The organism is Leptobacterium meishanense (assembly GCF_037645805.1).
GTDB lineage: Bacteria > Bacteroidota > Bacteroidia > Flavobacteriales > Flavobacteriaceae > Leptobacterium_A > Leptobacterium_A meishanense.
Map to the genome: position 1 here is coordinate 305,150 of NZ_JBBEXE010000005.1, position 25,613 is coordinate 330,762.

The following is a 25,613-nucleotide window of genomic DNA, read 5'->3' on the forward strand; positions in this document are numbered from 1 at the left end:
GTTTGAGATAACCGTATTTTTTAATCAAAAGAAACGCTATTATTGTTTGGATTTACATCTGCCATCAATTTTGAAGGGTCAATTTCAATAGATTTTATACTGCTTTTAGGCTTAGGGACAGTAAAACTGTATGTAGGAAATGCCCATGGCCAGTCTTCCAATACCGTTCTTTTTAGTGTTTCCGAATACTCTTTTTGCCCATACATCATTCTAAGGGGCGCATAAAAAAGCTCTTTTGAACCATCTGTATAAGTAACCACAATATCCATAGGCATAGGCATCAAACCAATTCTTTCTAAAGTGACTTTTGTAGTGTTATTTTCTTCTGTTACTTCTTTAACTCCATAATCGATGGTATTAGTTGTTTTTACCCAATCTGTTAAGTACCAATCTAAATGAACGCCCGAAACTTTTTCAGCAGTGCGTTTTATATCATTAGGTGTTGGATGCTTAAATTTAAAATCTTCATAATATTTTTTGATAGTTTTCTTTAACGCATCTTCTCCGATAACATATCCGAGCTGTGATAAGAAAATTTCTCCTTTACTATATGCAGAGATTCCATATACCTGATTATACGCATAACGGTCGGCATGGGTTGTTTGTGGCTGTTCCTTTCCAGAGGCTACCATATACTTATAACCCCGGTAGGCACCTTCAAAAGGGTTTTCTTTATTTTGATCCATGATTTCGTTCATACACAACGCCGAGATGTACGAAGTAAACCCTTCATCCATCCATTCGTGTTTAGATTCATTGGTAGCAAGCACATGTTGAAACCACGAATGTGCCATTTCATGAACAGTAACTCCTACCAAACTTCCAAAAGAGCGTTTTCCGGTAATAAGTGTACACATCGCATATTCCATACCGCCATCTCCTCCCTGTATTACAGAATACTGTTCATAAGGGTAAGAGCCAATATGTTCGTTAAAAAACTCGAGGGTTTCCACGGCTTTAGGTTGTAATTTTTTCCAATTGTCGATAATCTCCGGGTCATTTTTATATAAAAAATGCATTACAGGCCCATCTTTAACCTGAACTTTGTCATGAAGGTATTCAGGATCTGCTGCCCATGTAAAGTCATGCACATTAGGCGCAATAAAATGCCATGTTAGTTTTTTCCCCCTCACTTTTTTCATGGGTTTTGCAGGGTCTTCATAGCCATGGCCTACTTCTTGAGGGTTTTGCAGGTAGCCACTGCCCCCTAGCACATAGTCTTTATCAATAGTGATTTTTACGTCAAAATTTCCCCAAACACCATGAAATTCTCTTCCGATGTATGGATTGGCATGCCAACCTTCAAAATCATACTCCACCATTTTCGGGAACCATTGTGTCATGGAAAGTGCTACACCTTCGGCATTATTCCTTCCGGAACGGCGTATCTGAACAGGGACTTGCCCATCAAACTTCATGGTCAGTGTTGTTTTAGCTCCCGGCTGAAGCGGTTTTGCCAATAACACTTCCAAAATAGTCCCTTTTGTTTTGTAGAGAACAGGTTTTCCGTTTTGGGCTAATGAAGTAACGTTGATATATCCGATTTCTTCAGGTGACAGTTTAGAAATACGACTTTCATATACCGGGTTTGATTGTGTACCTACATTGGTTGCCATACGGCCATCAGGATCCGGGATATTTTGAAGGCGAACATCCATCTCACTTCCCGGCTGAAAAGCATTAAAAAATAAGTGATAATATACTTTTTGAAGGACGTCAGGAGAATTATTGGTGTAAACAAGTTCTTGAGCTCCTGTATATTGGTAGTTTTCAACATTCATATCAACCTCCAGTTTGTAATCTACGTGTTGCTGCCAATAGCCTTTTTCCGGATTCGTTGCAGGATTAGCTTCCGGCTTAGGAGCATTGTTTGCACAAGCATAAAGTCCTAGGCCCAAGAAGATAAATAAAATATTAAACTTTTTCATTGTTATCATTTTATGTAGGCAATTATATATGGGTTATAAATTTATTTTTCCTCTGGAAACCTGATCTGCCATAATAATGGCGTTGTAGGCATTAACCATTTTACCAGACTTTGATAATTCACTAAAAGGAAATGCTTTTTCAGGATCACCCCCGATAAGAACAGTTAGCCTAGAGGGTAAACCAGACTTCATCAAAATATTTTTTACCTGAGCGGCAGATAATTTAGGATAGTAGGAACGTATTAATGCTGCAACTCCTGTTACTGCCGGGGCAGCCATCGACGTTCCTTGACTGAAGTCATAGGTGTTATTGGGCATAGTAGACCATATTTTTACACCTGGAGCAAAAACATCTACATTGTTTTTTCCATAATTTGAAAAATTAGCAACCAACTCACCATCATAGGTATAATTCAATGCTCCAATAGTGATAAAGTTGTTTGCGATTTCTTTTCCATCAGTAACATCATTTGGAAAAACCTCTATTTCATCAATGTTTTTAGCATCATTCCCCGCGGCATTTACAATGAGCACATCTTTAGATGCAGCATATTGAATAGCGTCCCAAACCCATTCTGTGTGTGGAGAATAATCTTTACCAAAACTGGTGTTGATAATTTGTGCACCATTATCAACAGCATAACGAATAGCTAGCGCAACATCTTTATCATATTCATCACCATTTGGAACAGCTCGTAAAATCATCAATTCTACATTATTTGCAACTCCGTTCATTCCTATTCCGTTATTTCGTTGCGCTGCTACAATCCCGGCAACATGTGTTCCATGATCTACATGTTTTTTATCTGGCCCAATAACATTGTTATTCCCATATTTTCGGTTACTAAAATCATCAGGATTATCGCCAACAAGTTTTCGGCCATTAAAATCAAGATTTAAATAATAGTTAACTTTATCCTGGAGGCTTTCCCCATATTCTTTTAATTCTTCATGGTCAATTTCATTGGAATCCAAAAACAGAAGAAGCCCTTTTGATTGTACAATACGCTCGTCTGTGGAAGAAATGTTTTGCAGGTCTTCAATAGTGTAAGAATCTTTCCCCAAATGCTCTTTTATTGCCGCTTCGGCATAGGGAATAAATGTTAAAATTTGATCTACTTGCTGCTTTTCTGCAAGGGTTTTATCGTATTCATCATCAAAGGTGTCTTTCGCATTTTTATATACAACAGAACCATCATCACCTTTTTTTATAATTCGCACATATTCCAAGTTTTCATAAACAGCATCTCCTAAGAAATTCCAACCATGAACATCATCAATATATCCGTTTTTGTCATCATCGATCCCATTTTCGGGTTTTTCATCCTTGTTGACCCATAAAACATTTTTAAGGTCTTCATGCTCAATGTCTGTTCCGGAGTCAATAATGGCCACAACAATCTTTTTGCCTTTTCGAAGATTGAGGAGTTCACTATATGCCTTTTCAACACTCATTCCGGGAACAGTATCTGTAACCAAATCAGTATGAAACCAGTTTTTTAATACAGTTTCTTCCAGTTCAACCACTTTTGGAGGAATGGTTTCAATATTTGTTATGGGAGTCGAAAGAATAGCAGTACTACCACAAGCATAAACTATTAATCCGACAAAGAATAACCAAAGAATATGAATAATACGTTTCACAATAAAAAATTTAATTAAACACCTCATCAAAAGAAAAAATTTCTTTTAACCGAATACCTTTCTCTGTTTTTTGTAATGTACAAAGTTGATTATAAGCATCATGCTCTAAAAATAAATAATAATTATTTGCTACGGCATTTTCTAAAAAGCGGGCCTTTTCGTCCAATGTCAATAATGGACGCGTATCGTACCCCATTACATATGGCAAAGGGATGTGTCCCACTGTAGGCAATAGATCGGCCATAAAAACAACTGTTTTTCCCTTATAATTAATATGCGGGATCATTTGTTTGTCCGTATGTCCATTCACAAAAAGAATACCAAACCCTAAATCGGAGTTATCCAAAAAGTCATTTTCAGGGACGGGAACATGGGTTAACTGTCCACTTTCTTCCAAAGGAAGGATGTTTTCTTGTAAAAAAGAAGCTTTTTCGCGCGCATTAGGCTTTGTTGCCCATTCCCAATGCTCTTTATTTGTCCAGAAACGTGCATTTTTAAATGCGGGCTCATAGCCTGTTCGGTTTTTATTCCACTGGACACTGCCGCCACAGTGGTCAAAATGCAGATGGGTCATAAAAACGTCTGTAATATCGTCTCTGTGAAAACCATGTTTTTTTAATGATTTGTCAATGTTGTTATTTCCCCAGGGATAATAATAACCGAAAAACTTCTCGCTTTGTTTGTCACCCATGCCGGTGTCTATAAGAATTAATCGACCACTATCTTCTACAAGCAAACATCTTGCAGCAAGATCGATCATGTTATTCCCATCTGCAGGGTTCGTCTTGTTCCACAAAGATTTTGGAACTACGCCAAACATAGCGCCACCATCTAATTTAAAGTTTCCAGCTTCTATGGGATATAATTTCATATAGGGTCATGAAAAGCATGCAAATTAAGAAAAGCCTCTAAATTATGAGAATAAGTGTTAGTTTAATTAGCTGTTTTTTAACATTTTCATATTTTTATGGGCGTAACGAGTTAAAGTAAAACAACAAAAATGTTAGAATTAGCAGGAATTATTATTTTGGGAATACTTGCCCAGTGGGTTGCATGGCGGTTGAAGCTTCCTGCTATCTTGCCCCTTATTTTGATCGGTATAGCAGTAGGGCCATTGTCTACATTGTTTACACAAGACCACGAAAAACTATTGGAGCCCGTATGGAACGGAGAAAAAGGATTGTTCCCCGGAGAGGCACTTTTCAACTTCGTTTCCTTGGCAATTAGCATCATCCTTTTTGAGGGAGGGTTAACCTTGAAACGGAATGAAGTATTAAATGTTGGGCCTGCCATTATCAAATTAATAACAATAGGATCAATTATTACCTTTTTTGGAGGAGGATTTGTAGCACATTATCTTTTTGGACTAAGTTGGCCGATATCATTTTTGTTTTCTTCCTTGATTATTGTAACCGGACCAACAGTAATAACACCGATCCTAAGAAATATTCCTTTAAAAAAAGATGTCTCTACAGTATTAAAATGGGAAGGAATATTAATTGATCCCATAGGGGCAGTTGTAGCGGTTTTAGTTTTTGAATTTATCTCTATTGAAAAAGGACAGGGTTATACACAACAGGCATTAATGGAGTTTGGAAAAACAGTTATTGTTGGTTTTTCTATAGGTTTTTCTTTTGCGTACGCACTGTATTTTGCTATAAAAAAGAATGCAGTTCCGCATTTTTTAAAAAATGTAGTAGTATTATCTATTGTATTGGGAGTTTTTGTGCTATCAGAACAGTTTGCACACGAATCGGGGTTGCTTTCTGTAGTGGTTATGGGCATGGTACTTGGAAATATAGACCTTCCGAACTTGAAAGAATTATTATATTTTAAAGAATCACTAAGCGTATTACTGATTTCTATTTTATTTATTCTATTGGCTGCTAATATAAACATGGAAGATTTGTATCTAATATACAACTGGAACACTTTGATCCTTTTCGCTTGTGTGGTTTTTATACTTAGACCATTAGGAGTTTTATTGAGTACGCACAAATCCGGATTAAAGTTAAATGAACGTCTTTTTGTGAGTTGGGTAGGACCAAGAGGGATTGTTGCCGCAGGGATTGCATCACTTTTTGGAACTCGGTTAGCAATTGAAGGAGAGCCCGGGGCAGAGTATATAACCCCATTGGTCTTTATGATAGTTTTGGGAACAGTATTGCTTAATGCAACTACAGCAAGGGTTTTTGCGCAACTATCAGGGGTGTTCTTAAAAAAATCAACAGGAATTCTTATTATAGGCGCATCACAAGTGTCAAGATTGATTGCTAAATACCTCCAACGAAACGGGAGGCACGTTGTCTTGATAGACAGTAATAAAGAAAATGTAGAAAAAGCAAAAGCAACAGGACTTGATGCTGAAGAAGCCAATATTTTTTCAGAAGACCTCACAGATAATGTGGAGTTTAGCGATATTGGGTACTTAATAGCCATGACAGCCAGCGAAGAAGTAAACAAACATGCCATAATCCGTTTCAGAAAGCACCTCGGGGAAAACGGATCATTTAGGTTGATTACCCCTGAAGAGATGAAGAACCCGGAGCAGGCATCCTCAGAAGTTTTATTTTCAAAGAAAGACGATTATATAAATTTGAGCGAAGTGGCTAGGGACTATCCTAAAATAAATGAATTAAAACTCAAATCAAAAGAACATTTTTTAGAAGAAATAGAAGCCCTGAACCATGAAAAAGATGCCATTCCGGTTTTTATAAAGGATCATACCGGAGAACTGCATATTATTGCTGCTTATAACGACAAAATGGAAATAAAAGAAGGAGATTTATTAGTTTATTTGGGAAAACCTAGAGAGTTAATTTAAAAATTGAAACAAGACAACATTAAAAGAATAGAATATGAAAAACACAATTGCCGCTATTTTATTAGTAATTATAGGAATTGTAATGGTGTATATAAGTGTAAAAGCAAAAATACTGCCTCCCGGACTTACCGGGCTAGGTTTTTTTGTGATTGCATATACGTTAATTGGTAAATCTAAGCAATAACCAGTCTAATCGTTAAGCTTAAGCACTGCCATAAACGCCTGTTGAGGGATTTCTACATTCCCTACTTGGCGCATTCGCTTTTTACCTTTTTTCTGCTTTTCAAGTAATTTTCGCTTTCGGGAAATATCGCCGCCGTAGCATTTGGCAGTTACGTCTTTACGAAGTGCTTTTATGGTTTCGCGGGAAATAATTTTTGCCCCGATTGCTGCTTGGATAGGGATGTCGAATTGCTGCCTCGGAATCAATTCCCGAAGTTTTTCGCACATTTTTTTCCCAATATTGTAGGCATTGTCAGTATGGATTAATGCAGAAAGCGCATCTACAGAGCTTCCATTAATCAGCACATCTACTTTTACCAATTTAGACTCACGCATTCCAATAGGGGCATAATCAAAAGAAGCATACCCACGGGAAACGGTTTTGAGCCGGTCATAAAAGTCAAATACAATTTCTGCCAAAGGCATATCAAAATTAAGTTCTACCCGCTCAGTAGTAAGATAGGTCTGATTGGTAATTTGCCCCCTTTTTTCAATGCAAAGGGACATTACCGGCCCTACATAGGCCGCTTTTGTAATAATGCTTGCTTTTATATAAGGCTCTTCTACCCGGTCTAATTTAGAAGGATCCGGAAGGTCTGAAGGGTTGTTAACGATAATTAACTGATCAGGTTCTTTTTTGGTATAGGCATGATAACTTACGTTTGGAACAGTTGTGATGACAGTCATGTCAAATTCCCGTTCTAAACGCTCTTGGATAATTTCTAGATGGAGCATTCCCAAAAACCCACAGCGAAAACCAAACCCTAATGCAGCAGAGCTTTCCGGCGTAAAAACCAAAGACGCATCGTTTAATTGCAGCTTCTCCATAGAAGCCCTTAGCTCTTCATAGTCTTCAGTATCAACAGGATAAATGCCGGCAAAAACCATTGGTTTTACATTCTCGAAACCGTCAATGGGCTTATTTGTAGAGTTTGCAGCATCGGTTATTGTATCACCCACTTTTACTTCCCGGGCATCTTTAATACCGGTAATTAAATAACCCACATCCCCGGTTTTTATCACGGGTTTTGGGTGCTGTGTGAGTTTTAATGTACCCACCTCATCAGCATCGTATGTTTTTTTTGTAGCAAAAAATTTAATTTTTTGCCCTTTTCGGATTTCACCGTCCACCACCCTAAAATATGTCTCAACACCTCTGAACGGATTATAAACAGAATCAAAAATTAACGCTTGTAAAGGAGCATTAGGATCTCCTTTCGGTGGAGGGATACGCTCTATAATCGCATTTAAAATTTCTTCAATGCCGGTTCCTGTTTTTGCACTGGCTGGGATTACTTCAGAAGCATCACACCCCAAAAGGTCCACAATATCGTCAGTCACCTCTTCTGGGTTCGCACTGGGAAGGTCAATTTTATTTAATACCGGGATAATCTCTAAATCATTTTCCAAAGCCAGGTATAAATTGGAGATTGTTTGGGCCTGAATGCTCTGTGCTGCATCAACAATCAATAATGCTCCTTCACAAGCAGCAATAGAGCGCGAAACTTCATATGAAAAATCTACATGCCCCGGAGTGTCTATTAAATTAAGGGTATATGTTTCACCTTTATAAACATACTCCATTTGTATGGCATGTGATTTTATGGTAATTCCCCGTTCCCGCTCCAAGTCCATATTGTCCAGTAGCTGATCTTGCCGTTCCCGTTCTGTAACCGATCCTGTGAAATCCAGCAACCGATCGGCCAAAGTACTTTTTCCGTGATCAATATGGGCAATAATGCAAAAGTTTCTGATGTGCTTCATAATGGCGAATCCTTATCCGGATAATTATTTTGCAAATATAAATGAATACTGGCCTGCATACGCATAAAAATTTCTATATTCGGGAATCCTAACCATAATTATGAAAATACTATTTTTGTAAGTAAGCTCCTAAAAAAGCAAAATCTTTTTCTTTTTTAATTTAAAAAACGTATTCTTGTGTAGAGAATAGTTTATATTTTGATGGATTATAGATGTTTTTAGCTATAAAAAATACAACTCTCCTGTTTTTCTTATGCACACCCCTTATGGCTGCTTGGTCACAAAGCGTAAAAATACAGGGCACCATTATTGATAATGAGAACCAACCGGTTAGTTATGCAAATATTTTATTGTTAAAAGAACAAGATTCTACATTAATAAGTGGAACATCTTCTGATGAAAAAGGAGAGTTTACCATAAAAGCAAACCGGGGGACATATCTTATTAAAATATCGTACATAGGGTATAAAGACACGTATAAAAAACTGGAAGCCGATGCGGATGTCTCAGTAGGCATTATTGTACTTGATGAAAGTGTGGAAACCCTAAAAGATGTAACAGTTACCGCAAAAAACCCGATAGTAGACCGAAAAATAGACCGTATTGTATTTAATGTTGCTAACACGTCGCTTACTGAAGGCAATATATGGGAAATATTAAAAAGAACACCAGGGATTATTATCATTAATGACCAAATTACGCTAAAAGGGTCCGGAGCTATTCAGGTGATGATTAATGATAGAAAAGTGTCATTGCCATATGATGATATTGTATCGCTCCTTCAGGGGACCAATGCAGGAAGCGTACAATCGGTAGAACTGATAACCAACCCATCAGCCAAATATGATGCTGAAGGAGGGGCGATATTGAATATAAAATTGAACAAAAATCTCAGTATTGGTTATAATGGGAATGTTTCATTTAATTATAACCAAGGTGTTTTTCCAAAACTTTCTGGAGGAACAAGCCATTTTATAAAGGGAGAAAAACTATCTTTTTCAATCAGCTATAATTATGATAACCGAAAAAGTTTTAGAAAAAATAATTGGTTAATTAATTATTTGGACAACACTTCTGTAACATCTATTTGGGAATCGGACACCAAAAGAACGACAGATTTGGAAAGTCATGCAGCAAGTGTATTTTTTGACTATCAAATAGACGCTAAAAACATACTTAGCTTAGCTGTAATAAGTGCTTACCGCCCTACATTTGAAAGGCTAAATGATTCTGAAACAGCAGTTTTTAATCCTGTTCGGGAATTAGACTCCATATTTACAACATTAAACACTATTGAAAGAGATAACCTGAACACTTCTTTATACTTGGATTATGCACATAATCTTAACGAAAAAGGGGAGAAGTTATCATTTAATGGACACTATACGTATTATGATTATGATGATGCTCAGAATTTGGATACTGACTTTTTCCAACCGGACGGAGGCAAAAGTGGAGACAATGATTTTTCTGTCAAAACAAAACAAAAGATAAACCTATACAGCGCCCAAGTAGATTATTTTTTACCGATTACTGGGAACGAATCATTAGAAGCAGGAGGTAAATATGCTGCTATCGATGCTGAAAATACAATTAACCAATCAGGGTTTAATGTATCTCAACCGGGAATAGACCCCACAGAAAATGACAATTTTTTATACGATGAACAAATTTATGCCGCTTACGTAAGCTATGAAAAACAATGGAAAAAATGGGGAATAAAAATAGGGTTGCGAAACGAGTACACTGAAACAAAAGGAATCTCCCAAACGAATGGTCAGGTAAACAGAAACAATTATTTAGAGTGGTTTCCAACGTTTTATGTTAACCATACACTTAATGAAAATCATGAAATTAGCATTAATTATGGGCGACGTATTACCCGCCCCCGTTATGCAAGCATTAACCCCTTTCAATACTTCATCACTAATAACAGCATAGGGCAAGGAGACCCTAATTTATTACCATCGTTCAAAGACTTGGTAACCCTATCTTATACACTTGCGCAAGCGTATACTTTTGAGGTTTATTACCGTTTTGAGGATAATCCGGAGCGTCAACTGGCATTTCAGGATAATGATACCAACATTATTAGGTATATAAACACAAACATCGACAGAGAAGAATCGTATGGACTGGATTTTTATACTTATAAACCTATAACTGACCGGTGGACAGTAAACGTGTTGGGTTCATATTTCTATAGTGCGGAGCGCTTTAATGCAATAGAGACCAGCAATGAATTGGTTGACAATGGCCTTTGGACACTTTACGCTTCGGTAGATAACTATTTTACATTGTTAAAAGACCGGAGTTTGACGGCTGATGTTACATTTGTTTATGTTTCAAAAGTAATCTTTGGAAATGCACAACAAGAAGATTATAGCCAACTAGGCGTTTCATTGAGAAAAAAAATATTTAACAATAAAGGGACAGTAACTGTTGGAGTCCGGGATATTTTTAACGATGGAAACTTTACAACCCGCACCCAATATTTAGATCAAAATAGTATTTTAAGACAAAGAGATGAAAACCGTCTATTTACTTTTGGCTTTCGGTATCGTTTTGGGAATCAAAAACTTCGTGACAATAAAAAGACAAAAGACCAAGAGGAGCGAGAACGCCTGAATTAGAATACATTACATTTTTTATTACGACCACCATCCACACAAAATCACATATCTTTGTAGACTGATAAAGAAGGATAAAAAACCAATGGTAAAAATTGGAGATATAGAAGTAGGAACATTTCCATTATTGCTCGCACCTATGGAAGATGTGAGCGACCCCCCTTTTCGTAAGCTATGCAAAGAGCAAGGGGCTGATGTGGTCTATACGGAGTTTATTTCTAGTGAAGGGTTAATCCGGGACGCGGCTAAAAGTGTTCAAAAATTAGACATTTATGAAAAAGAACGTCCGGTAGGGATTCAGATTTTTGGTGCTGAAATGGACTCCATGCTACAGGCCATTGATATTGTTGCAGCTTCTGAACCAGATATTATTGATATAAACTTTGGTTGCCCAGTAAAAAAAGTGGTTTGTAAAAATGCCGGAGCAGGAATTTTAAGAGATATTCCCTTGATGGTGAAGCTGACGGAAGCCATGGTAAAGCGGACTGATTTACCGGTTACCGTAAAAACGCGCCTGGGATGGGACTCAAATACTATACAGATTGTTGAAGTAGCAGAACGGCTTCAGGATGTGGGTATTAAAGCCATTTCCATACATGGTCGTACCCGAGTGCAAATGTATAAAGGCGAAGCAGATTGGAAGCCTATTACTGAAGTGAAAAACAATCCTCGGATGCATATTCCTGTTTTTGGAAATGGCGATGTGAGTACTCCTGAGAAGGCGATGGAAATGCGTGACCAGTATGGCTTGGATGGTGCTATGATTGGAAGGGCAAGCATTGGCTACCCGTGGTTTTTTAAAGAAGTGAAACATTTTTTTAAGACAGGGGAACACTTGCCACCACCAACGCTCGAGGAACGGGTGATGGCAGCTAAGCGGCATCTTGAAATGGCAATTGATTGGAAAGGTGAAAAATTGGGTGTTTTTGAAACACGAAGACACTATACCAATTATTTTAAAGGAATTCCCCATTTTAAAGAGTACCGTTTAAAAATGGTGACAAGTGATGATGCAAAAGATGTTTTTGCTGTTTTTGATGAGGTATTAGAAAAGTTTAGCAATTATCAATTTGTATAGTCAAAAACTATGTTATTAATTTCTTCGAGATCCTTCCGGAGGAAATTTTAGAGGCAATAAACCCTAATAAAATGATAGTGCCTAAAACAAGCAGAATATTTCTGAGCTGAATCTCCATAGGGTATGCCAAGGAAGGGGTTATTTTTACGAACTCAAACACAATTTGTGCCCAAGCAATGACAATCCCGATAAAAACACCTACAAACCCTCCAACCATTACTAACAGCATTCCCTGAATAAAAAAGACACGTTTCAATTTAACTACTGAAGCTCCCATGCTGTATAGCGTCTTTAAATTTTCTTTCTTGTCTAGGATCATCATAATAATGGCTCCGGCTACATTAAACAAGGCAATAATCAATACCAGCGTAAAAATCAGGTAAATAGCAAGATTTTCAGTATTCAGCATTTTGTATAACGCATCATTGAGCTGTATGCGGTTCTTTATAATTACAGGAGTTCCGATAGCATTTTCAATCACAGCCCTGATAGTTGCTTCATCAATATCCGGTTTCAGTTTTAGGTTAATTGCGGTTACCTCTTCCGTTTCTTTTCTGAGCAGTTCTTGAACTGTTGACAATGGCGCAAACACATATTTTTTGTCTACATCTTCATTGAGTGAATATACCCCAACAGCATTGACCAATAATTGATTATAAGGTCTCGTTTGTGTATTAAAACTACCTTTCCCCGGCTTTGGGACAATGATGGAAAGCGGGTTTAAATAATCATTTACGCCAATACCTAAAAGGTTTGAAACACCAAGCCCTACAACCACCTCATCTGATTGGTTGAACCAGTTCCCGAAAAACAGCAAACTGTCCATTTGAGTGATGGCACGGTATTTTGTGTCAACCCCTTTGACATAGGCTACATGATTTTTTTGTTTGTAACTCAGAAAAACACGCTCCTCTAATTCTTTAGAGTATGCAACAATGCCGGGAATGTTTTTAAGCTTTTCTTCTTGACCGTCATCTACAACAAAAAACTTTCCCGTAGCAGGGATTACTTTCATATCAGGATCAAAAGAATTGGTGAACGACAAGCTAAATGTTTTTAACCCGGCAAAACCGGAAAGAACAATAAATAAAGATGCCGCACCAATTACCACAACCAAAAAAGTAATACCATTAATGATATTGACAGCATTTTGGCTGCTTTTAGAGATAAGATAGCGTTTGGCAATGTAGAGCGGGAAATACACCTATTACGTTTTTTTCCGTTTATCTAATAGATCAGGATTTGCGATCGGGTTTTCAGTACCCTTTAATGACTTTTCAATAGTATTAATGTATTCAAGAGAGTCGTCAATATAAAAAATCAAATCAGGCATTTTCCTGAACTGATTTCGGGTTCTTTGAGCAAGTTCATGTTTTATCAATGCTTTATTGGCTTTTATGCCCTCCAGTAACGTAGCCCCTTCATTAGTTGGAAAAATACTCAAATAAACTTTAGCAATAGAAAGATCAGAGGTTACAGAAACTTTGGTTACAGAAATTAAAACCCCACTGAGCCCGCCATCTTTTAGTGCACGAGTAAGCACATCCGCAATATCTTGCTGAATGACCCGCGCTATTTTTTGCTGTCTGTTCGTTTCCATACTACAAAAATACGACAATAAAGGTTATAGAAATAATATCTTATTTTTGGGTGGGTGAAAAATAAAAAGACATATATGTATGAAAAAAATAGAACATTTAGGAATAGCCGTAAAAAACATCAATGAATCTAATAAGTTATTTGAAAAACTGTTGGGGACAGCTTTTTATAAAATAGAAGAAGTAGAGAGCGAAGGTGTAAAAACCTCCTTTTTTAAGATAGGGGAAAGTAAAATAGAGCTCTTAGAAGCTACACGAACAGACAGCCCCATTGCAAAATTCATTGAAAAAAAAGGTGAAGGTATTCATCACATAGCATTTGAAGTAGCAAACATAGAAGAAGAAATAGCCCGTTTACAAAAAGAAGGCTTTATGGTTTTGAACGAAATCCCTAAGATAGGGGCAGACAATAAAAAAGTGGCTTTTTTACACCCAAAATCAACAGGAGGCACACTCATAGAGCTGTGCCAGGAACTGCAGTAAGTGTTTAAAATGTTTGGAGTGTATAAAAATATGTAGTAATATTGCAGCCAGTTTCAGGACCCATAGCTCAGCTGGTTAGAGCACCTGACTCATAATCAGGGGGTCGAAGGTTCGAGCCCTTCTGGGTCCACTTAAAACACTCCTAATGATCCCGATTTTGTCGGGACTTTTAATTTTTATGGAAATCATAAAGGGCGAGATTTTGGAGAATACATTACTTAAAGCTTATCGTTAGTTAATACGTTGCTTTTAAAAAGAAGAACTACTATTTTTCACCTCCGAAGCCCATATAGCGTCGCCACATATTTCCCAATCACATCAAACTCTAAGTTTACAACGGCTCCAACAGTATAGTTTTTAAAAGCGGTGTTTTCATAGGTATAAGGAATAATAGCAACGCTAAATCGGTTTTTTTTAGCGTTTACCACCGTTAAACTAACCCCATCAACGGTAATGGAACCTTTTTCAATAGTAATATTGCCTTTTTCAGCCTCATATTCAAAAGTAAAAAGCCAACTTCCATTTTTTTCCTCAATATGTGTGCATACTGCCGTTTGGTCTACATGTCCTTGCACCAAGTGGCCATCTAGTCGGTCGCCCAACTTCATGGCTCGCTCTAAATTTACAGTATCACCAACTTTCAAATGCCCCAAATTTGATTTTTCAAGTGTTTCTTTAATGGCGGTCACGCAATAACTATCACCTCTAAAACCAACTACCGTAAGACAAACACCATTATGCGCTACACTCTGGTCAATTTTCAACTCGTTGGAAAGCGAACTTTTTATATAAACATGCAGGTTTTCCTGTTCCTTTTTCAAATCAGTAACCACACCAAGCGTTTCAATAATCCCTGTGAACATCCGTAAGTATTAATTAGTTAATTGCAATCAAAGTTAGAAATAAAAGAAGGCAGACAAAAGCAACCTAAATATCTCAATAGAGACATTGTAACAAATTTAATCATTTGTAAAGATAGTTTTCCTAATCTTGTTCTCTGTTAGGAGTAACAATTTCAGCTTTTGGGAGGATTAATTGATAATCATAACTTTCTATCAACCATTTTAGCCTGTGAAAATCACCAGTATTAGGTAATAAAATAATATTATTCTCAATATCTTTTCTTATAGATTTTAAATCTATAATAGCCCATTTATTTTCCTTAGAAAACTGTGTAAACAAAGCTAACCGCTTGTAATATGTTCGATCAAACACATTAATAATTTTACCACTACTTGTTTTAAATGTTGGCGTCCAAGTATTCAGGCTATTACTTATTGTGCCATTCTTCTTTGCTAACTCTTCTGTTAAGTGACCAATATCATAGGCAGTATTTGAAATAGTTTTTGAAGCATGTGCACTTCCAATTTTTATAAACACTTTTGGGAGTTCTTCATTTTTTTTGAGCCTGTCCTTATAATTATTCAAAAAATTATTACGAATATAACTTACCCTATCAACATGTGAACTTCTCCAGCTTATGTATATATCCCAACTCGATTTTAAATCATTAATGATTTTTTGAGCCCTTGTATCTTGTTCATCAAAACTATTAAAGAATGCTTTTACATTATCATCATCTCTTATTTTTGAAAGCGCATCATTATCCTCTTCAGCAAGTTCTCCTTTAGCTCTTGCTAATAACCATTTATAAATACTTTTATCCGCAAGCGTTTTTAATAACTTAATCTCGTTATAATTAGGCTTGTTTTTGGCTTCTTTAAGGAGCTCGTCTGTAAAAAACATGATAGAATAGTAAAATTCTTGATCGAGGCCCCATAGTTCCATATTGTATTTCCTAGCTTCCTTTAGAAACTCTGCATCTTCCACACCGGCAAAAAACACTATAGGATCTGATGAAGAGTTATTATTAGATTTAAATTCTGATTTAGTATATTTAGTATTAAAATCATATAAATTTTTAACGGTACTTTGATAAGGCGTAGAAAGCTCTGTTAATTTATCTGCCGAGTTAGGACCAATCTCTAATGCAAAGTATTTATAATTTGCATCGTATAAGAAAGGCATAATGGCAGTTGTGAACTTAGAAACTTGTTTTGCGTTATGAATTTCACCTAACGTAACAAATTGAGACTCATTAATTAAAGACTTAATTGTATTTAACCCCTCCCCTTGAATTTGATTATTATTGATTGTAAAATATGCTGTTTTTGATGCTACATAAGCAGAATCGATTAATGATACAGCAACCACATTTTTTGTAGTATTAATTTTTTCTTTGCAAGAAAAAATTATAGCTAATAGTAGTACGATAGTAATTAATTTTTTCATAATGAAATTGAAATGGTTTAAACTTAGAGATAAGAAAAAAAAAGAAATGTTACAGTAGCATTATTTTTTGTTAATGTTTTTATATGTAAAATGCTCAAAACGCTATCATTTAGAAATATATATTATAATAACCCTCGTAAACATCCGTAAGTATTAATTAGTTAATTTTGCAATCAAAGATATAAATAAAAGGATATAAATGAAAGGCGAAGAAAAGATAAAAGTAGGCATCTCTATAGGAGACCTAAACGGCATAGGCTGCGAAGTGGTATTAAAAACATTTGAAGATTCACGAATGCTTGATTTTTGCACGCCGGTTATTTTTGCTTCCACAAAAACGGTTTCCGAACAAAGGAAACAGCTCCATATAGACCTTAACTATAATGGAATAAGCAATGCATCACAGGCAATCTATGGTAAAATAAACATTGTCAATGTGTGGAAGGACACTCCTGAAATAACCTATGGAGCAGCAACAGAAGAAGGGGGCAAATATGCATTGTTGTCTCTAAAAGCGGCCGTAAAAGCATTAAAAAATGATGAGGTGGATGTATTGGTAACAGCACCAATTAATAAAACCAATATTCAATCTGAGGAATTTACCTTTCCGGGGCATACTGATTATTTGGCCAAAGAACTCGAGGAAGAGGCCTTAATGTTTATGGTTACAGAAAAATTAAAAGTCGGTTTATTAACTGACCATGTTCCGGTAAAAGAAGTAACCCAGCAAATTACCCCGGAGTTGATAGAAAAAAAAGTAAATAAAATATATGAATCCTTGGTAAAGGATTTCAGGATTCGTAAACCGAAAATAGCCATTCTAGGAGTAAACCCACATAGTGGCGACAATGGAATTATAGGAAAAGAGGATGAAGAAGTTGTAAAGCCCACGATAAAAAAACTCTCAGAAAAAGGAAAACTGATTTACGGGCCGTATTCTGCCGATAGTTTTTTTGCTTCCGAAACGTATTTGAAATTTGATGCGGTGTTGGCAGCCTATCACGATCAAGGGCTGATCCCTTTTAAAACACTGTCTTTTGGTAATGGAGTAAATTATACAGCTGGATTGAACAAGGTAAGAACATCTCCAGACCATGGTACAGCCTATGAAATTGCAGGAAAAGGACAAGCAAACCATGAATCCTTTAAAGAAGCTGTTTTTATGGCAATTAAGATCTATAAAAACAGAAAGGAATACCAACAATTGAGCGCAAACCCCCTAAAAAGACAAAAAGCAAAAACATAACCAAAAAAATTACATAAGAAAAAGCACATTAATTATAAATTTTTATCTTTGCAGGCTCTAAACGGACTGTTAAGATGAAGAAGTTAAAGGAGTTTGATATTCCTTTTGTGGGACTGAAACAAGGAAAACATCGGTTTGAGTACCAAATAGATAAAACGTTCTTTGAAGCTTTTGATTATGAAGAGTTTAATGAAGCATGTATAAATGTTGCGGTTATACTGGACAAAAAAATCAATTTATTAGAATTGACCTTTGAAGCAAAAGGAACCGTAAACGTCTTTTGTGACACATCAAATGAACCGTATGACCAATCCGTGAAAGGAACACTGGAAATAGTAGTGAAGTTTGGAGAAGCATATAACGACGAAAACGAAGAAATACTTATTATTCCACACGGAGAACATAAAATAAATATAGCACAATACATTTATGAAATGATTGTTCTAGCAATTCCGGTAAAAAAAATACATCCGGGAATAAAAGATGGGAGTATCTCTTCAGACATATTGAAAAAGCTTGAAGAATTGCAACCCAAAGAAACAAAAAAAGACAAAGAAGAAACAGATCCTCGTTGGGATACATTAAAAAAACTATTATAAAAAAGATTTAACAATGGCACATCCAAAGCGAAAAGTATCAAAGACCAGAAGAGATAAAAGAAGAACACATTATAAAGCAACTTCCCCTCAATTGGCTACAGACCCAACCACAGGAGAACTACACTTATACCATCGTGCACATTGGCACGAAGGGAAATTGTATTACAAAGGCCAAGTTTTAATTGACAACACAGCAGAAGAAGTAGCGTAAGTAACGCTTATTAAAAAGAATGCTCTCACCATAGTGAGAGTTTTTATTTTTAACACCAAAAACAAGCTGTTTTGTATCAAAATCAATTAAAAATTAGTATTTTCATCCAGTTTTTAGGTGGTTTTATACTTTTTAAAGTAAAAAAACAAACAACACAATGAGTAAAAAAACAGCAGCAATCACAGCTGTAGGTGCTTATGTGCCAGACTTTGTTCTCTCAAACAAAGTCTTGGAAACTATGGTAGATACCAATGATGAATGGATTACAACTCGGACGGGGATTAAAGAAAGACGTATTTTAAAAGAAGAAGGAAAAGGTACATCATATCTCGCTATTAAAGCTGCAGAAAACCTTATCAAAAAGAAAAACCTCAACCCAAAAGAAATAGACATGGTTATATTGGCGAGTGCCACGCCGGATATGCCTGTTGCAATCACAGCAGCATATGTAGCATCAGAAATAGGTGCTGTAAATGCTTTTTCATACGACCTTCAGGCGGCATGTTCCAGTTTTTTATATGGAATGTCAACAGCGACAAGCTACATAGAATCGGGGAGGTATAAAAAAATACTACTTATAGGGGCAGATAAAATGTCTTCTATCATAGACTATACAGACCGGACCACTTGTATTATTTTTGGAGATGGGGCCGGAGCTGTATTATTTGAACCGAATGAAGAAGGCTTAGGGTTTCAAGATGAATACTTACGGACAGATGGTGTAGGGAGAGAATTTCTTAAAATAGAAGCAGGAGGGTCTATTTTACCTCCTTCAGAGGAAACCGTAAAGAACAAACAACACTATGTATATCAAGATGGGAAAACGGTTTTTAAGTTTGCCGTTTCCAACATGGCTGATGTAGCAGAAAGAATAATGCAGCGTAATAACCTGACCAAAGAAGATGTTAATTGGCTTGTGCCCCATCAGGCAAATAAAAGAATTATAAACGCAACAGCACAAAGAATGGGCATAGAGGGTTCAAAAGTAATGGTGAACATTGAAAAATATGGGAACACTACCTCTGCGACATTGCCTTTACTGTTACATGATTATGAAAAACAATTAAAAAAAGGGGATAACCTTATTTTTGCTGCTTTTGGAGGAGGGTTCACTTGGGGGGCCATTTATCTAAAGTGGGCGTATGATTCATAAAAACTAACAACTAATACTTTTAATATGGATTTAAAAGAGATTCAAAACCTGATTAAGTTTGTAGCCAAATCTGGAGCAAGCGAGGTGAAACTTGAAATGGAGGATGTAAAAATCACCATTAAAACAGGAACGGAAGGTGCAAAAACAGAGGCCACATATGTTCAGCAAATACCAGTATCTGCACCAGTTGCTCAAGCACCGGGTCTTACAGCAGATTCAGCTCCGAACACTTCTACTCCGGCAGCTAAAGAAGAAGCAACATCAGATGATGATAAATATATCACAGTAAAATCACCAATCATAGGTACATTCTACAGAAAACCATCACCGGACAAACCGGTCTTTGTTGAGGTAGGCAGTAATGTTGCCCAGGGAGATGTACTTTGTGTTATTGAAGCAATGAAACTTTTCAATGAAATAGAATCCGAAGTATCAGGGAAAATTGTAAAAGTATTAGTTGACGATGCATCTCCTGTAGAGTTTGACCAGCCATTATTTTTAGTTGACCCATCATAGAAATTTTGAACGAATAACAATTCTTCAAAATAATAATTCAGGACTCAAAATTTCATAAGATGTTCAAGAAAATATTAATTGCAAATAGAGGGGAAATAGCACTTCGGGTAATAAGGACCTGCAGGGAAATGGGAATTAAGACAGTTGCGGTATACTCTACTGCAGATGCAGAAAGCTTGCATGTACGGTTTGCAGACGAAGCGGTGTGCATAGGCCCGCCACCAAGCAAGGATTCATATCTTAAAATTCCAAACATTATTGCGGCAGCAGAAATTACCAATGCAGATGGCATACACCCGGGTTATGGGTTTCTATCAGAAAACGCAAAATTCTCCAAAATATGTGCAGAGCACAATATAAAATTTATAGGCGCTTCTGCAGAAATGATTGACAAAATGGGGGATAAAGCTACTGCCAAGTCAACTATGAAAGCCGCAGGCGTACCTACCATTCCAGGATCAGAAGGCATATTGGAGTCCTATGAGGAAGCTGAAAAACTGGCTAAAGAAATAGGCTATCCGGTAATGCTGAAAGCCACAGCAGGAGGCGGAGGAAAAGGAATGCGTGCCGTTTGGAAAAAAGAAGACTTAAAAAAAGCATGGGACTCTGCCCGGCAAGAAGCAGGTGCGGCCTTTGGTAACGATGGCATGTATATGGAAAAACTGATTGAAGAGCCCCGCCATATAGAAATTCAGGTAATTGGAGATCAGTATGGGAAAGCATGTCACTTATCAGAAAGGGATTGTTCCGTACAAAGAAGGCATCAAAAATTGACAGAAGAGACCCCTTCACCATTTATGACTGATGAGCTTCGGGAACAAATGGGAAATGCTGCAGTAAAGGCCTCGGAATACATCAAATATGAAGGAGCAGGCACCGTAGAATTTTTAGTGGACAAGCACCGGAATTTCTACTTTATGGAGATGAACACCCGTATTCAAGTGGAACACCCCATAACAGAACAAGTAATTGATTATGATTTGATCCGTGAACAAATTTTAGTGGCAGCGGGAGTACCGATTTCCGGGAAAAATTATGTGCCGAAACTACATTCCATAGAGTGCAGGATCAATGCAGAAGACCCATACAATGATTTTCGCCCTTCTCCGGGAAGGATAACAACATTACACGCACCGGGAGGCCATGGCATTCGCTTAGATACTCATGTTTATAGTGGATATACCATACCGCCCAACTACGATTCTATGATTGCAAAGTTGATTACTACTGCGCAAACCAGAGAAGAAGCGATCAATAAAATGAAAAGAGCATTGGACGAATTCGTTATAGAAGGGATTAAAACAACGATCCCGTTCCATAGGCAGTTAATGGATCACCCAGACTACATAGCAGGTAACTATACTACTAAATTTATGGAAACCTTTAAAATGAAACCTGTTGAAGAATAAAAAGAAAAATCCCCCGATCCGGGGGATTTTTATTATAGTAAAATAGTTTTTATGAACACACATCTGAGCTATTGGGAACTGAAAGAATGGCTTACCAACATTGATTTTACTGTGGTAGGAAGTGGTATTGTAGGATTGAATTGTGCATTATCATTAAAAGAGAAATACCCCCAAAGCAATATTATAATTCTTGAAAAAGGAGTTTTACCCTCTGGGGCAAGCACTAAAAATGCCGGGTTTGCCTGTTTTGGAAGCATTTCGGAGCTTTTGGATGACTTGAAAGCCCATTCAGAAGAAGAAATCTTTCAGTTAGCAGGAAAGAGATGGGAAGGTTTACAAAGATTAAGAAGGCAAATAGGAGATATAACACTGGCATATCAACAACATGGAGGATATGAATTGTTTTTAAAAAATGATGAGGCATTAATAGAAAACTGCTTTGAGCGCATAAACTATTTCAATGAGCTTTTACAACCGATCTTCAAGAAAGAAGTGTTTATTACGTCCAAGAATAGATTTTCTTTTAACAATGTTTATAATAACTATATCTTAAATCGTTTTGAAGGACAACTGGACACCGGAAAAATGATGAAGGCATTGCTTCAAAAAGCAATAGAGAAAAAGATTAAAATATTGAATGGCATAACGGTTAACTCTTTTTCTGAGGACTTAAATAGTGTAAAAGTCCAAACAAATCATTTTGACTTTTCAAGCCGGAAACTTTTCATTGCCACCAATGGTTTTGCATCTCAATTAGGAATAAATGACGTTTCACCAGCAAGAGCACAAGTCCTCATTACAAAACCAATAGAAAAGCTACAAATTAAAGGCACTTTTCATTTAGACAAAGGCTATTATTATTTTAGAAATATTGACAACAGGATTTTATTGGGAGGAGGAAGAAACCTTGCCCTTAAAGAAGAGACCACAACGACATTTGGTCAAACAAGCTTAATTCAGGACAAGTTGGAAGCACTTCTGAAAACAGCTATCCTACCAAAAACCTCCTTTGAAATTGAACATCGCTGGAGTGGTATTATGGGAATAGGCAGTCAAAAGAAGCCTATTGTAAAAACAATTTCAAACAATGTTTTCTGTGGCGTTAGGCTAGGGGGAATGGGGGTGGCAATTGGCGCACAAACAGGAGCTGAATTGGCCGAATTGGCAAACGCATAAAGCTTTTTAGTTTTCAATAGAGTCGCTTTTAAATATAGAGCGTCTAATTCCTGAGATTTAGACGCTCTACAACTTTATAGGCTTTTTTATGATGTAACCTTAGTCTTTAAATTCTTTCAGCACAGCTTTATTAGGCAGTTCATCATATCCCATATTAAAGAATGTAAAACCAAAAATATCAGCGTATTGCTCAATGGTTTTACTTACAGGGGTTCCGGCTCCGTGTCCGGCGTTTGTTTCAATCCGTATCAAGACCGGTGTTTTCCCGGCATGTTTATCTTGTAATTCTGCAGCAAATTTAAAACTATGCGCAGGGACTACGCGGTCATCGTGGTCACCGGTAGTTATTAGAGTTGCCGGGTACATGGTTCCTTCTGTAACACTATGAAGAGGGGAATAGCCTTTTAAATAGGCAAACATTTCTTTATTATCTTCAGCTGTACCGTAATCGTAGGCCCAACCTGCACCGGCTGTAAAAGTGTGGTAACGCAGCATATCAAGGACGCCTACTGCAGGGAGTGCCACTTTCATTAAATCCGGGCGTTGTGTCATGGTAGCGCCTACCAATAAACCTCCGTTAGAACCTCCTCGAATGGCTAAATATTCAGGGGAAGTATAGTTTTCGGCAATTAAATATTCAGCAGCGGCAATAAAATCATCAAACACGTTTTGCTTTTGCATTTTAGTGCCGGCAATATGCCAAGCTTTTCCATATTCACCACCACCTCTTAAATTGGGCACTGCATACACTCCGCCCTGCTCTAACCATACGGCCATTAGGGTACTGAAAGAAGGGGTCAAACTAATATTAAATCCACCATAACCATATAACATGGTTGGATTTTTCCCGTTGAGCTTCAACCCTTTTTTATAAGTGATGATCATGGGCACTTTGGTGCTGTCTTTAGAAGTATAAAACACTTGCTTAGACTCATAAGCATCACTGTCGAAATCAATATTCGGGCTCCAATAAGTGTCTGATTTCCCCGTTTCAGGATTGTATTTATAAATATTTCCCGGGGTATTATAATTAGCAAAAGAATAGTAAAGCACAGTAGCTTCTTTTTTGCCATTAAAGCTTCCGACACTTCCCACACCAGGGAGCACTACTTCTCTGACTTGCTTTCCATCATAGTCATATTGGAATACCTTGGAAACAGCATCGATCATGTACTCAGCGAAGAAATACCCTCCTCCTGTAGAGACACTAAGCACATTTTCAGTTTCAGGGATAAAATCCACCCAGTTTTCAGGAGCAGGATTAGAAGCATCCACGGTTACGATCTTTTTATTAGGAGCATTTAAGTTTGTTACTAAATATAGTTTAGATCCCATATTTTCAATAACACCGGTATCACTGTCATAATGCATCAATATAGGAACCAACGAAGAAGAAGGCTCTGTCAAATCTTTAATATAAAGCCTGTTTCCTGAAGTTGACACAGATCCACTAACTATCAGATAGCGATCATCTTCAGTGACATAGCCACCCACATAACGGTGTTTTTCTGCTTCTGTACCCCCAAAAATCAATTCATCCTCTTTCTGTGTAGTTCCAAGCTTATGATAGTATAATTTATGTTGGTCTGTTTTTGCAGACAGTTCACTCCCTTCAGGCTTGTCATAGCTTGAATAATAAAAACCATCATCTCCCTTCCAGGAAAGCCCGCTAAATTTTACATCAACAATAGTGTCTTCAATAATTTCACGGCTTTCAGCATCCATTACAATGACTTTTCTCCAGTCGCTTCCCCCTTCAGAAATCGAATAAGCAGCAAGTTTTCCACTTTTAGAGAAACTTAACCCTGCTAATGATGTGGTTGCATCCTCAGAAAAAGTATTGGGGTCTAAAAATACTTCGGGCTCTTCATCCCCTTTTTGCCGATATACAACATATTGATTTTGTAACCCATTGTTTTTATAGAAATAGGTATAATTGCCCTCTTTAAAAGGAGCAGTGATTTTTTCGTAGTTCCATAGTTTTTCCAAACGCTGTTTTAAATCATCTCTGAAAGGAATGTTTTCCAAATAACCAAAAGTCACATTGTTTTGGCGTTTCACCCAGTCTTCTGTTTCTTCAGAGCGGTCATCTTCTAACCAGCGGTAAGGGTCTTTCACTTCGGTACCGAAATAATTGGTTATCGTGTCTACTTTTTTAGTTTCCGGGTATTCCACAGCAATAATATTTTCTTCATTTGCCTTTTTACAAGCAAAAAAGGATACAATAGCTAAAGAAAGAACATAAATTTTTTTCATAATAATAAAATGAATAATTAATTAATAGTCAAACATAAAATAAAAAGACTCTTGTTTTATTTTTCAAGAGTCTTTTAACAGTATTTAACATTATTTTGAAAATATCGTTATTTAAAAAAGTGATTTATACGAATCCCAATATTTTAACATCAAATAAGCATTTAGGACAAACACTAAAGCAGCAGGGCCAATGTTTGCAGGATCTAATAATGCATGAAAAAGGATGATGTTTACAGAAATCGGAGCTAGGATAACCAAAGCAAATGGAACAGCTTTGTTGATTAGCAACAACAATCCGGCTAAAATTTCTACGATGGCAACAAGCGTCATCATATAACCAGTAGCGACGAGCGCGCCCATGAAACTTCCGGCAGCATCAGGCAATTCCATAGGGGGCATAAAGTTGGCAAATTTGTTTGCTCCAAAAACGACTAAAGCTAGCCCTAGTAGAAGCCTTAAGACTAAGGTGATTTTTGAACTCATAATGTTGGTTTTTATGGGTTAATTTTTTAATAAAACTTAAAAAAGTTTATAGCTAAAGATATGAATAAAAATGAAAAAAGTTTAAAACGTCTCTATAATAA

Annotated in this window: 22 protein-coding genes and 1 tRNA gene; 13 read left to right on the forward strand and 10 right to left on the reverse strand. The window is 36.8% G+C overall.

Annotation, left to right across the window (positions count from 1 at the left end; genetic code table 11):
- Positions 1-20: 20 nt before the first annotated feature.
- Genes WBG21_RS07230 through WBG21_RS07240 form a run of 3 tightly spaced genes read right to left on the reverse strand, consistent with a single transcriptional unit; the run spans position 21 to position 4,443 of the window.
- Positions 21-1,928: a M1 family metallopeptidase gene (locus WBG21_RS07230; protein WP_340076322.1), complete on the reverse strand. Its 1,908-nt coding sequence runs from the start codon at positions 1,926-1,928 to the stop codon at positions 21-23.
- Between the two features lie 33 nt (positions 1,929-1,961).
- Positions 1,962-3,572 carry a S8 family peptidase gene (locus tag WBG21_RS07235; protein ID WP_340076324.1) on the reverse strand — a complete coding sequence of 537 codons (1,611 nt, stop codon included), beginning with the start codon at positions 3,570-3,572 and terminating at the stop codon, positions 1,962-1,964.
- 10 nt (positions 3,573-3,582) lie between these two features.
- Positions 3,583-4,443 (reverse strand): MBL fold metallo-hydrolase, encoded by an 861-nt coding sequence (locus tag WBG21_RS07240; protein WP_340076326.1) that lies wholly within the window; start codon positions 4,441-4,443, stop codon positions 3,583-3,585.
- Between the two features lie 129 nt (positions 4,444-4,572).
- Between WBG21_RS07240 and WBG21_RS07245 the strand changes: the two genes are divergently transcribed.
- Together WBG21_RS07245 and WBG21_RS07250 are read left to right on the forward strand one after the other, a co-directional pair.
- On the forward strand, positions 4,573-6,396 hold the full coding sequence (locus WBG21_RS07245; RefSeq protein WP_340076328.1) for a cation:proton antiporter: 1,824 nt from the start codon (positions 4,573-4,575) through the stop codon (positions 6,394-6,396).
- Between the two features lie 34 nt (positions 6,397-6,430).
- A complete protein-coding gene (locus WBG21_RS07250; RefSeq protein ID WP_340076330.1) occupies positions 6,431-6,580 on the forward strand; it encodes a hypothetical protein in 150 nt (49 codons plus the stop codon).
- Positions 6,581-6,585: 5 nt separating this feature from the next.
- On the opposite strand, the gene lepA is transcribed toward WBG21_RS07250, so the two are convergent.
- Positions 6,586-8,382 (reverse strand): translation elongation factor 4, encoded by a 1,797-nt coding sequence (gene lepA, locus WBG21_RS07255; protein WP_340076332.1) that lies wholly within the window; start codon positions 8,380-8,382, stop codon positions 6,586-6,588.
- Between the two features lie 266 nt (positions 8,383-8,648).
- Between lepA and WBG21_RS07260 the strand changes: the two genes are divergently transcribed.
- Positions 8,649-11,015, forward strand: a complete 2,367-nt coding sequence (locus WBG21_RS07260) for an outer membrane beta-barrel family protein (protein ID WP_340076334.1) — start codon at positions 8,649-8,651, stop codon at positions 11,013-11,015.
- An 82-nt stretch (positions 11,016-11,097) separates the two neighbouring features.
- Positions 11,098-12,090: a tRNA dihydrouridine synthase DusB gene (dusB, locus tag WBG21_RS07265; RefSeq protein ID WP_340076336.1), complete on the forward strand. Its 993-nt coding sequence runs from the start codon at positions 11,098-11,100 to the stop codon at positions 12,088-12,090.
- Between the two features lie 7 nt (positions 12,091-12,097).
- Here the strand turns inward: dusB and WBG21_RS07270 are convergent, their stop codons facing one another.
- Positions 12,098-13,294, reverse strand: coding sequence for an ABC transporter permease (locus WBG21_RS07270; protein WP_340076338.1), 1,197 nt, complete (start codon positions 13,292-13,294; stop codon positions 12,098-12,100).
- 3 nt (positions 13,295-13,297) lie between these two features.
- Complete coding sequence (gene rbfA, locus WBG21_RS07275; protein WP_340076340.1) at positions 13,298-13,690, reverse strand: 30S ribosome-binding factor RbfA; 393 nt, start codon at positions 13,688-13,690, stop codon at positions 13,298-13,300.
- A 79-nt stretch (positions 13,691-13,769) separates the two neighbouring features.
- On the opposite strand from rbfA, the gene mce reads away from it, so the two are divergent.
- Together mce and WBG21_RS07285 are read left to right on the forward strand one after the other, a co-directional pair.
- Positions 13,770-14,171 carry a methylmalonyl-CoA epimerase gene (mce, locus tag WBG21_RS07280; RefSeq protein ID WP_340076342.1) on the forward strand — a complete coding sequence of 134 codons (402 nt, stop codon included), beginning with the start codon at positions 13,770-13,772 and terminating at the stop codon, positions 14,169-14,171.
- A 56-nt stretch (positions 14,172-14,227) separates the two neighbouring features.
- Positions 14,228-14,301, forward strand: a tRNA-Ile gene (locus tag WBG21_RS07285).
- 142 nt (positions 14,302-14,443) lie between these two features.
- Here WBG21_RS07285 and WBG21_RS07290 read toward each other — a convergent pair.
- Positions 14,444-15,034: a riboflavin synthase gene (locus tag WBG21_RS07290; protein WP_340076344.1), complete on the reverse strand. Its 591-nt coding sequence runs from the start codon at positions 15,032-15,034 to the stop codon at positions 14,444-14,446.
- 121 nt (positions 15,035-15,155) lie between these two features.
- Positions 15,156-16,463, reverse strand: coding sequence for a hypothetical protein (locus tag WBG21_RS07295; protein ID WP_340076346.1), 1,308 nt, complete (start codon positions 16,461-16,463; stop codon positions 15,156-15,158).
- Positions 16,464-16,662: 199 nt separating this feature from the next.
- On the opposite strand from WBG21_RS07295, the gene pdxA reads away from it, so the two are divergent.
- The 7 genes from pdxA to WBG21_RS07330 all read left to right on the forward strand — a co-directional run bounded on the left by pdxA (position 16,663) and on the right by WBG21_RS07330 (position 22,773).
- Complete coding sequence (gene pdxA / locus WBG21_RS07300; RefSeq protein ID WP_340076348.1) at positions 16,663-17,709, forward strand: 4-hydroxythreonine-4-phosphate dehydrogenase PdxA; 1,047 nt, start codon at positions 16,663-16,665, stop codon at positions 17,707-17,709.
- A gap of 74 nt (positions 17,710-17,783) precedes the next feature.
- Entirely contained in the window at positions 17,784-18,308 is a 525-nt protein-coding gene (locus WBG21_RS07305; RefSeq protein ID WP_340076350.1) for a YceD family protein, read from the forward strand.
- A 13-nt stretch (positions 18,309-18,321) separates the two neighbouring features.
- A complete protein-coding gene (gene rpmF, locus WBG21_RS07310) occupies positions 18,322-18,519 on the forward strand; it encodes a 50S ribosomal protein L32 (protein WP_340076352.1) in 198 nt (65 codons plus the stop codon).
- Between the two features lie 157 nt (positions 18,520-18,676).
- The gene (locus WBG21_RS07315; protein WP_340076354.1) at positions 18,677-19,672 is read left to right on the forward strand and encodes a beta-ketoacyl-ACP synthase III; all 996 of its coding nucleotides are present in this window, start codon (positions 18,677-18,679) and stop codon (positions 19,670-19,672) included.
- A 24-nt stretch (positions 19,673-19,696) separates the two neighbouring features.
- The gene (gene accB, locus WBG21_RS07320; protein ID WP_340076356.1) at positions 19,697-20,188 is read left to right on the forward strand and encodes an acetyl-CoA carboxylase biotin carboxyl carrier protein; all 492 of its coding nucleotides are present in this window, start codon (positions 19,697-19,699) and stop codon (positions 20,186-20,188) included.
- A gap of 59 nt (positions 20,189-20,247) precedes the next feature.
- A complete protein-coding gene (gene accC, locus WBG21_RS07325; RefSeq protein WP_340076358.1) occupies positions 20,248-21,597 on the forward strand; it encodes an acetyl-CoA carboxylase biotin carboxylase subunit in 1,350 nt (449 codons plus the stop codon).
- Positions 21,598-21,648: 51 nt separating this feature from the next.
- On the forward strand, positions 21,649-22,773 hold the full coding sequence (locus tag WBG21_RS07330; RefSeq protein ID WP_340076360.1) for an NAD(P)/FAD-dependent oxidoreductase: 1,125 nt from the start codon (positions 21,649-21,651) through the stop codon (positions 22,771-22,773).
- Between the two features lie 99 nt (positions 22,774-22,872).
- On the opposite strand, the gene WBG21_RS07335 is transcribed toward WBG21_RS07330, so the two are convergent.
- Positions 22,873-25,029, reverse strand: a complete 2,157-nt coding sequence (locus WBG21_RS07335) for a prolyl oligopeptidase family serine peptidase (RefSeq protein ID WP_340076363.1) — start codon at positions 25,027-25,029, stop codon at positions 22,873-22,875.
- 111 nt (positions 25,030-25,140) lie between these two features.
- Positions 25,141-25,512, reverse strand: coding sequence for a DoxX family membrane protein (locus WBG21_RS07340; RefSeq protein ID WP_340076365.1), 372 nt, complete (start codon positions 25,510-25,512; stop codon positions 25,141-25,143).
- Between the last annotated feature and the right edge of the window lie 101 nt (positions 25,513-25,613).

What these genes read in the sequence shown, in the direction of transcription:
- WBG21_RS07230 (WP_340076322.1), bottom strand. Translation starts at nt 1,928, where the DNA reads ATGAAAAAGTTTAATATTTTATTTATCTTCTTGGGCCTAGGACTTTAT.
- WBG21_RS07240 (WP_340076326.1), bottom strand. Translation starts at nt 4,443, where the DNA reads ATGAAATTATATCCCATAGAAGCTGGAAACTTTAAATTAGATGGTGGC.
- WBG21_RS07245 (WP_340076328.1), top strand. Translation starts at nt 4,573, where the DNA reads ATGTTAGAATTAGCAGGAATTATTATTTTGGGAATACTTGCCCAGTGG.
- WBG21_RS07250 (WP_340076330.1), top strand. Translation starts at nt 6,431, where the DNA reads ATGAAAAACACAATTGCCGCTATTTTATTAGTAATTATAGGAATTGTA.
- lepA (WP_340076332.1), bottom strand. Translation starts at nt 8,382, where the DNA reads ATGAAGCACATCAGAAACTTTTGCATTATTGCCCATATTGATCACGGA.
- WBG21_RS07260 (WP_340076334.1), top strand. Translation starts at nt 8,649, where the DNA reads ATGGCTGCTTGGTCACAAAGCGTAAAAATACAGGGCACCATTATTGAT.
- dusB (WP_340076336.1), top strand. Translation starts at nt 11,098, where the DNA reads ATGGTAAAAATTGGAGATATAGAAGTAGGAACATTTCCATTATTGCTC.
- rbfA (WP_340076340.1), bottom strand. Translation starts at nt 13,690, where the DNA reads ATGGAAACGAACAGACAGCAAAAAATAGCGCGGGTCATTCAGCAAGAT.
- mce (WP_340076342.1), top strand. Translation starts at nt 13,770, where the DNA reads ATGAAAAAAATAGAACATTTAGGAATAGCCGTAAAAAACATCAATGAA.
- WBG21_RS07290 (WP_340076344.1), bottom strand. Translation starts at nt 15,034, where the DNA reads ATGTTCACAGGGATTATTGAAACGCTTGGTGTGGTTACTGATTTGAAA.
- WBG21_RS07295 (WP_340076346.1), bottom strand. Translation starts at nt 16,463, where the DNA reads ATGAAAAAATTAATTACTATCGTACTACTATTAGCTATAATTTTTTCT.
- pdxA (WP_340076348.1), top strand. Translation starts at nt 16,663, where the DNA reads ATGAAAGGCGAAGAAAAGATAAAAGTAGGCATCTCTATAGGAGACCTA.
- WBG21_RS07305 (WP_340076350.1), top strand. Translation starts at nt 17,784, where the DNA reads ATGAAGAAGTTAAAGGAGTTTGATATTCCTTTTGTGGGACTGAAACAA.
- rpmF (WP_340076352.1), top strand. Translation starts at nt 18,322, where the DNA reads ATGGCACATCCAAAGCGAAAAGTATCAAAGACCAGAAGAGATAAAAGA.
- WBG21_RS07315 (WP_340076354.1), top strand. Translation starts at nt 18,677, where the DNA reads ATGAGTAAAAAAACAGCAGCAATCACAGCTGTAGGTGCTTATGTGCCA.
- accB (WP_340076356.1), top strand. Translation starts at nt 19,697, where the DNA reads ATGGATTTAAAAGAGATTCAAAACCTGATTAAGTTTGTAGCCAAATCT.
- accC (WP_340076358.1), top strand. Translation starts at nt 20,248, where the DNA reads ATGTTCAAGAAAATATTAATTGCAAATAGAGGGGAAATAGCACTTCGG.
- WBG21_RS07330 (WP_340076360.1), top strand. Translation starts at nt 21,649, where the DNA reads ATGAACACACATCTGAGCTATTGGGAACTGAAAGAATGGCTTACCAAC.
- WBG21_RS07335 (WP_340076363.1), bottom strand. Translation starts at nt 25,029, where the DNA reads ATGAAAAAAATTTATGTTCTTTCTTTAGCTATTGTATCCTTTTTTGCT.
- WBG21_RS07340 (WP_340076365.1), bottom strand. Translation starts at nt 25,512, where the DNA reads ATGAGTTCAAAAATCACCTTAGTCTTAAGGCTTCTACTAGGGCTAGCT.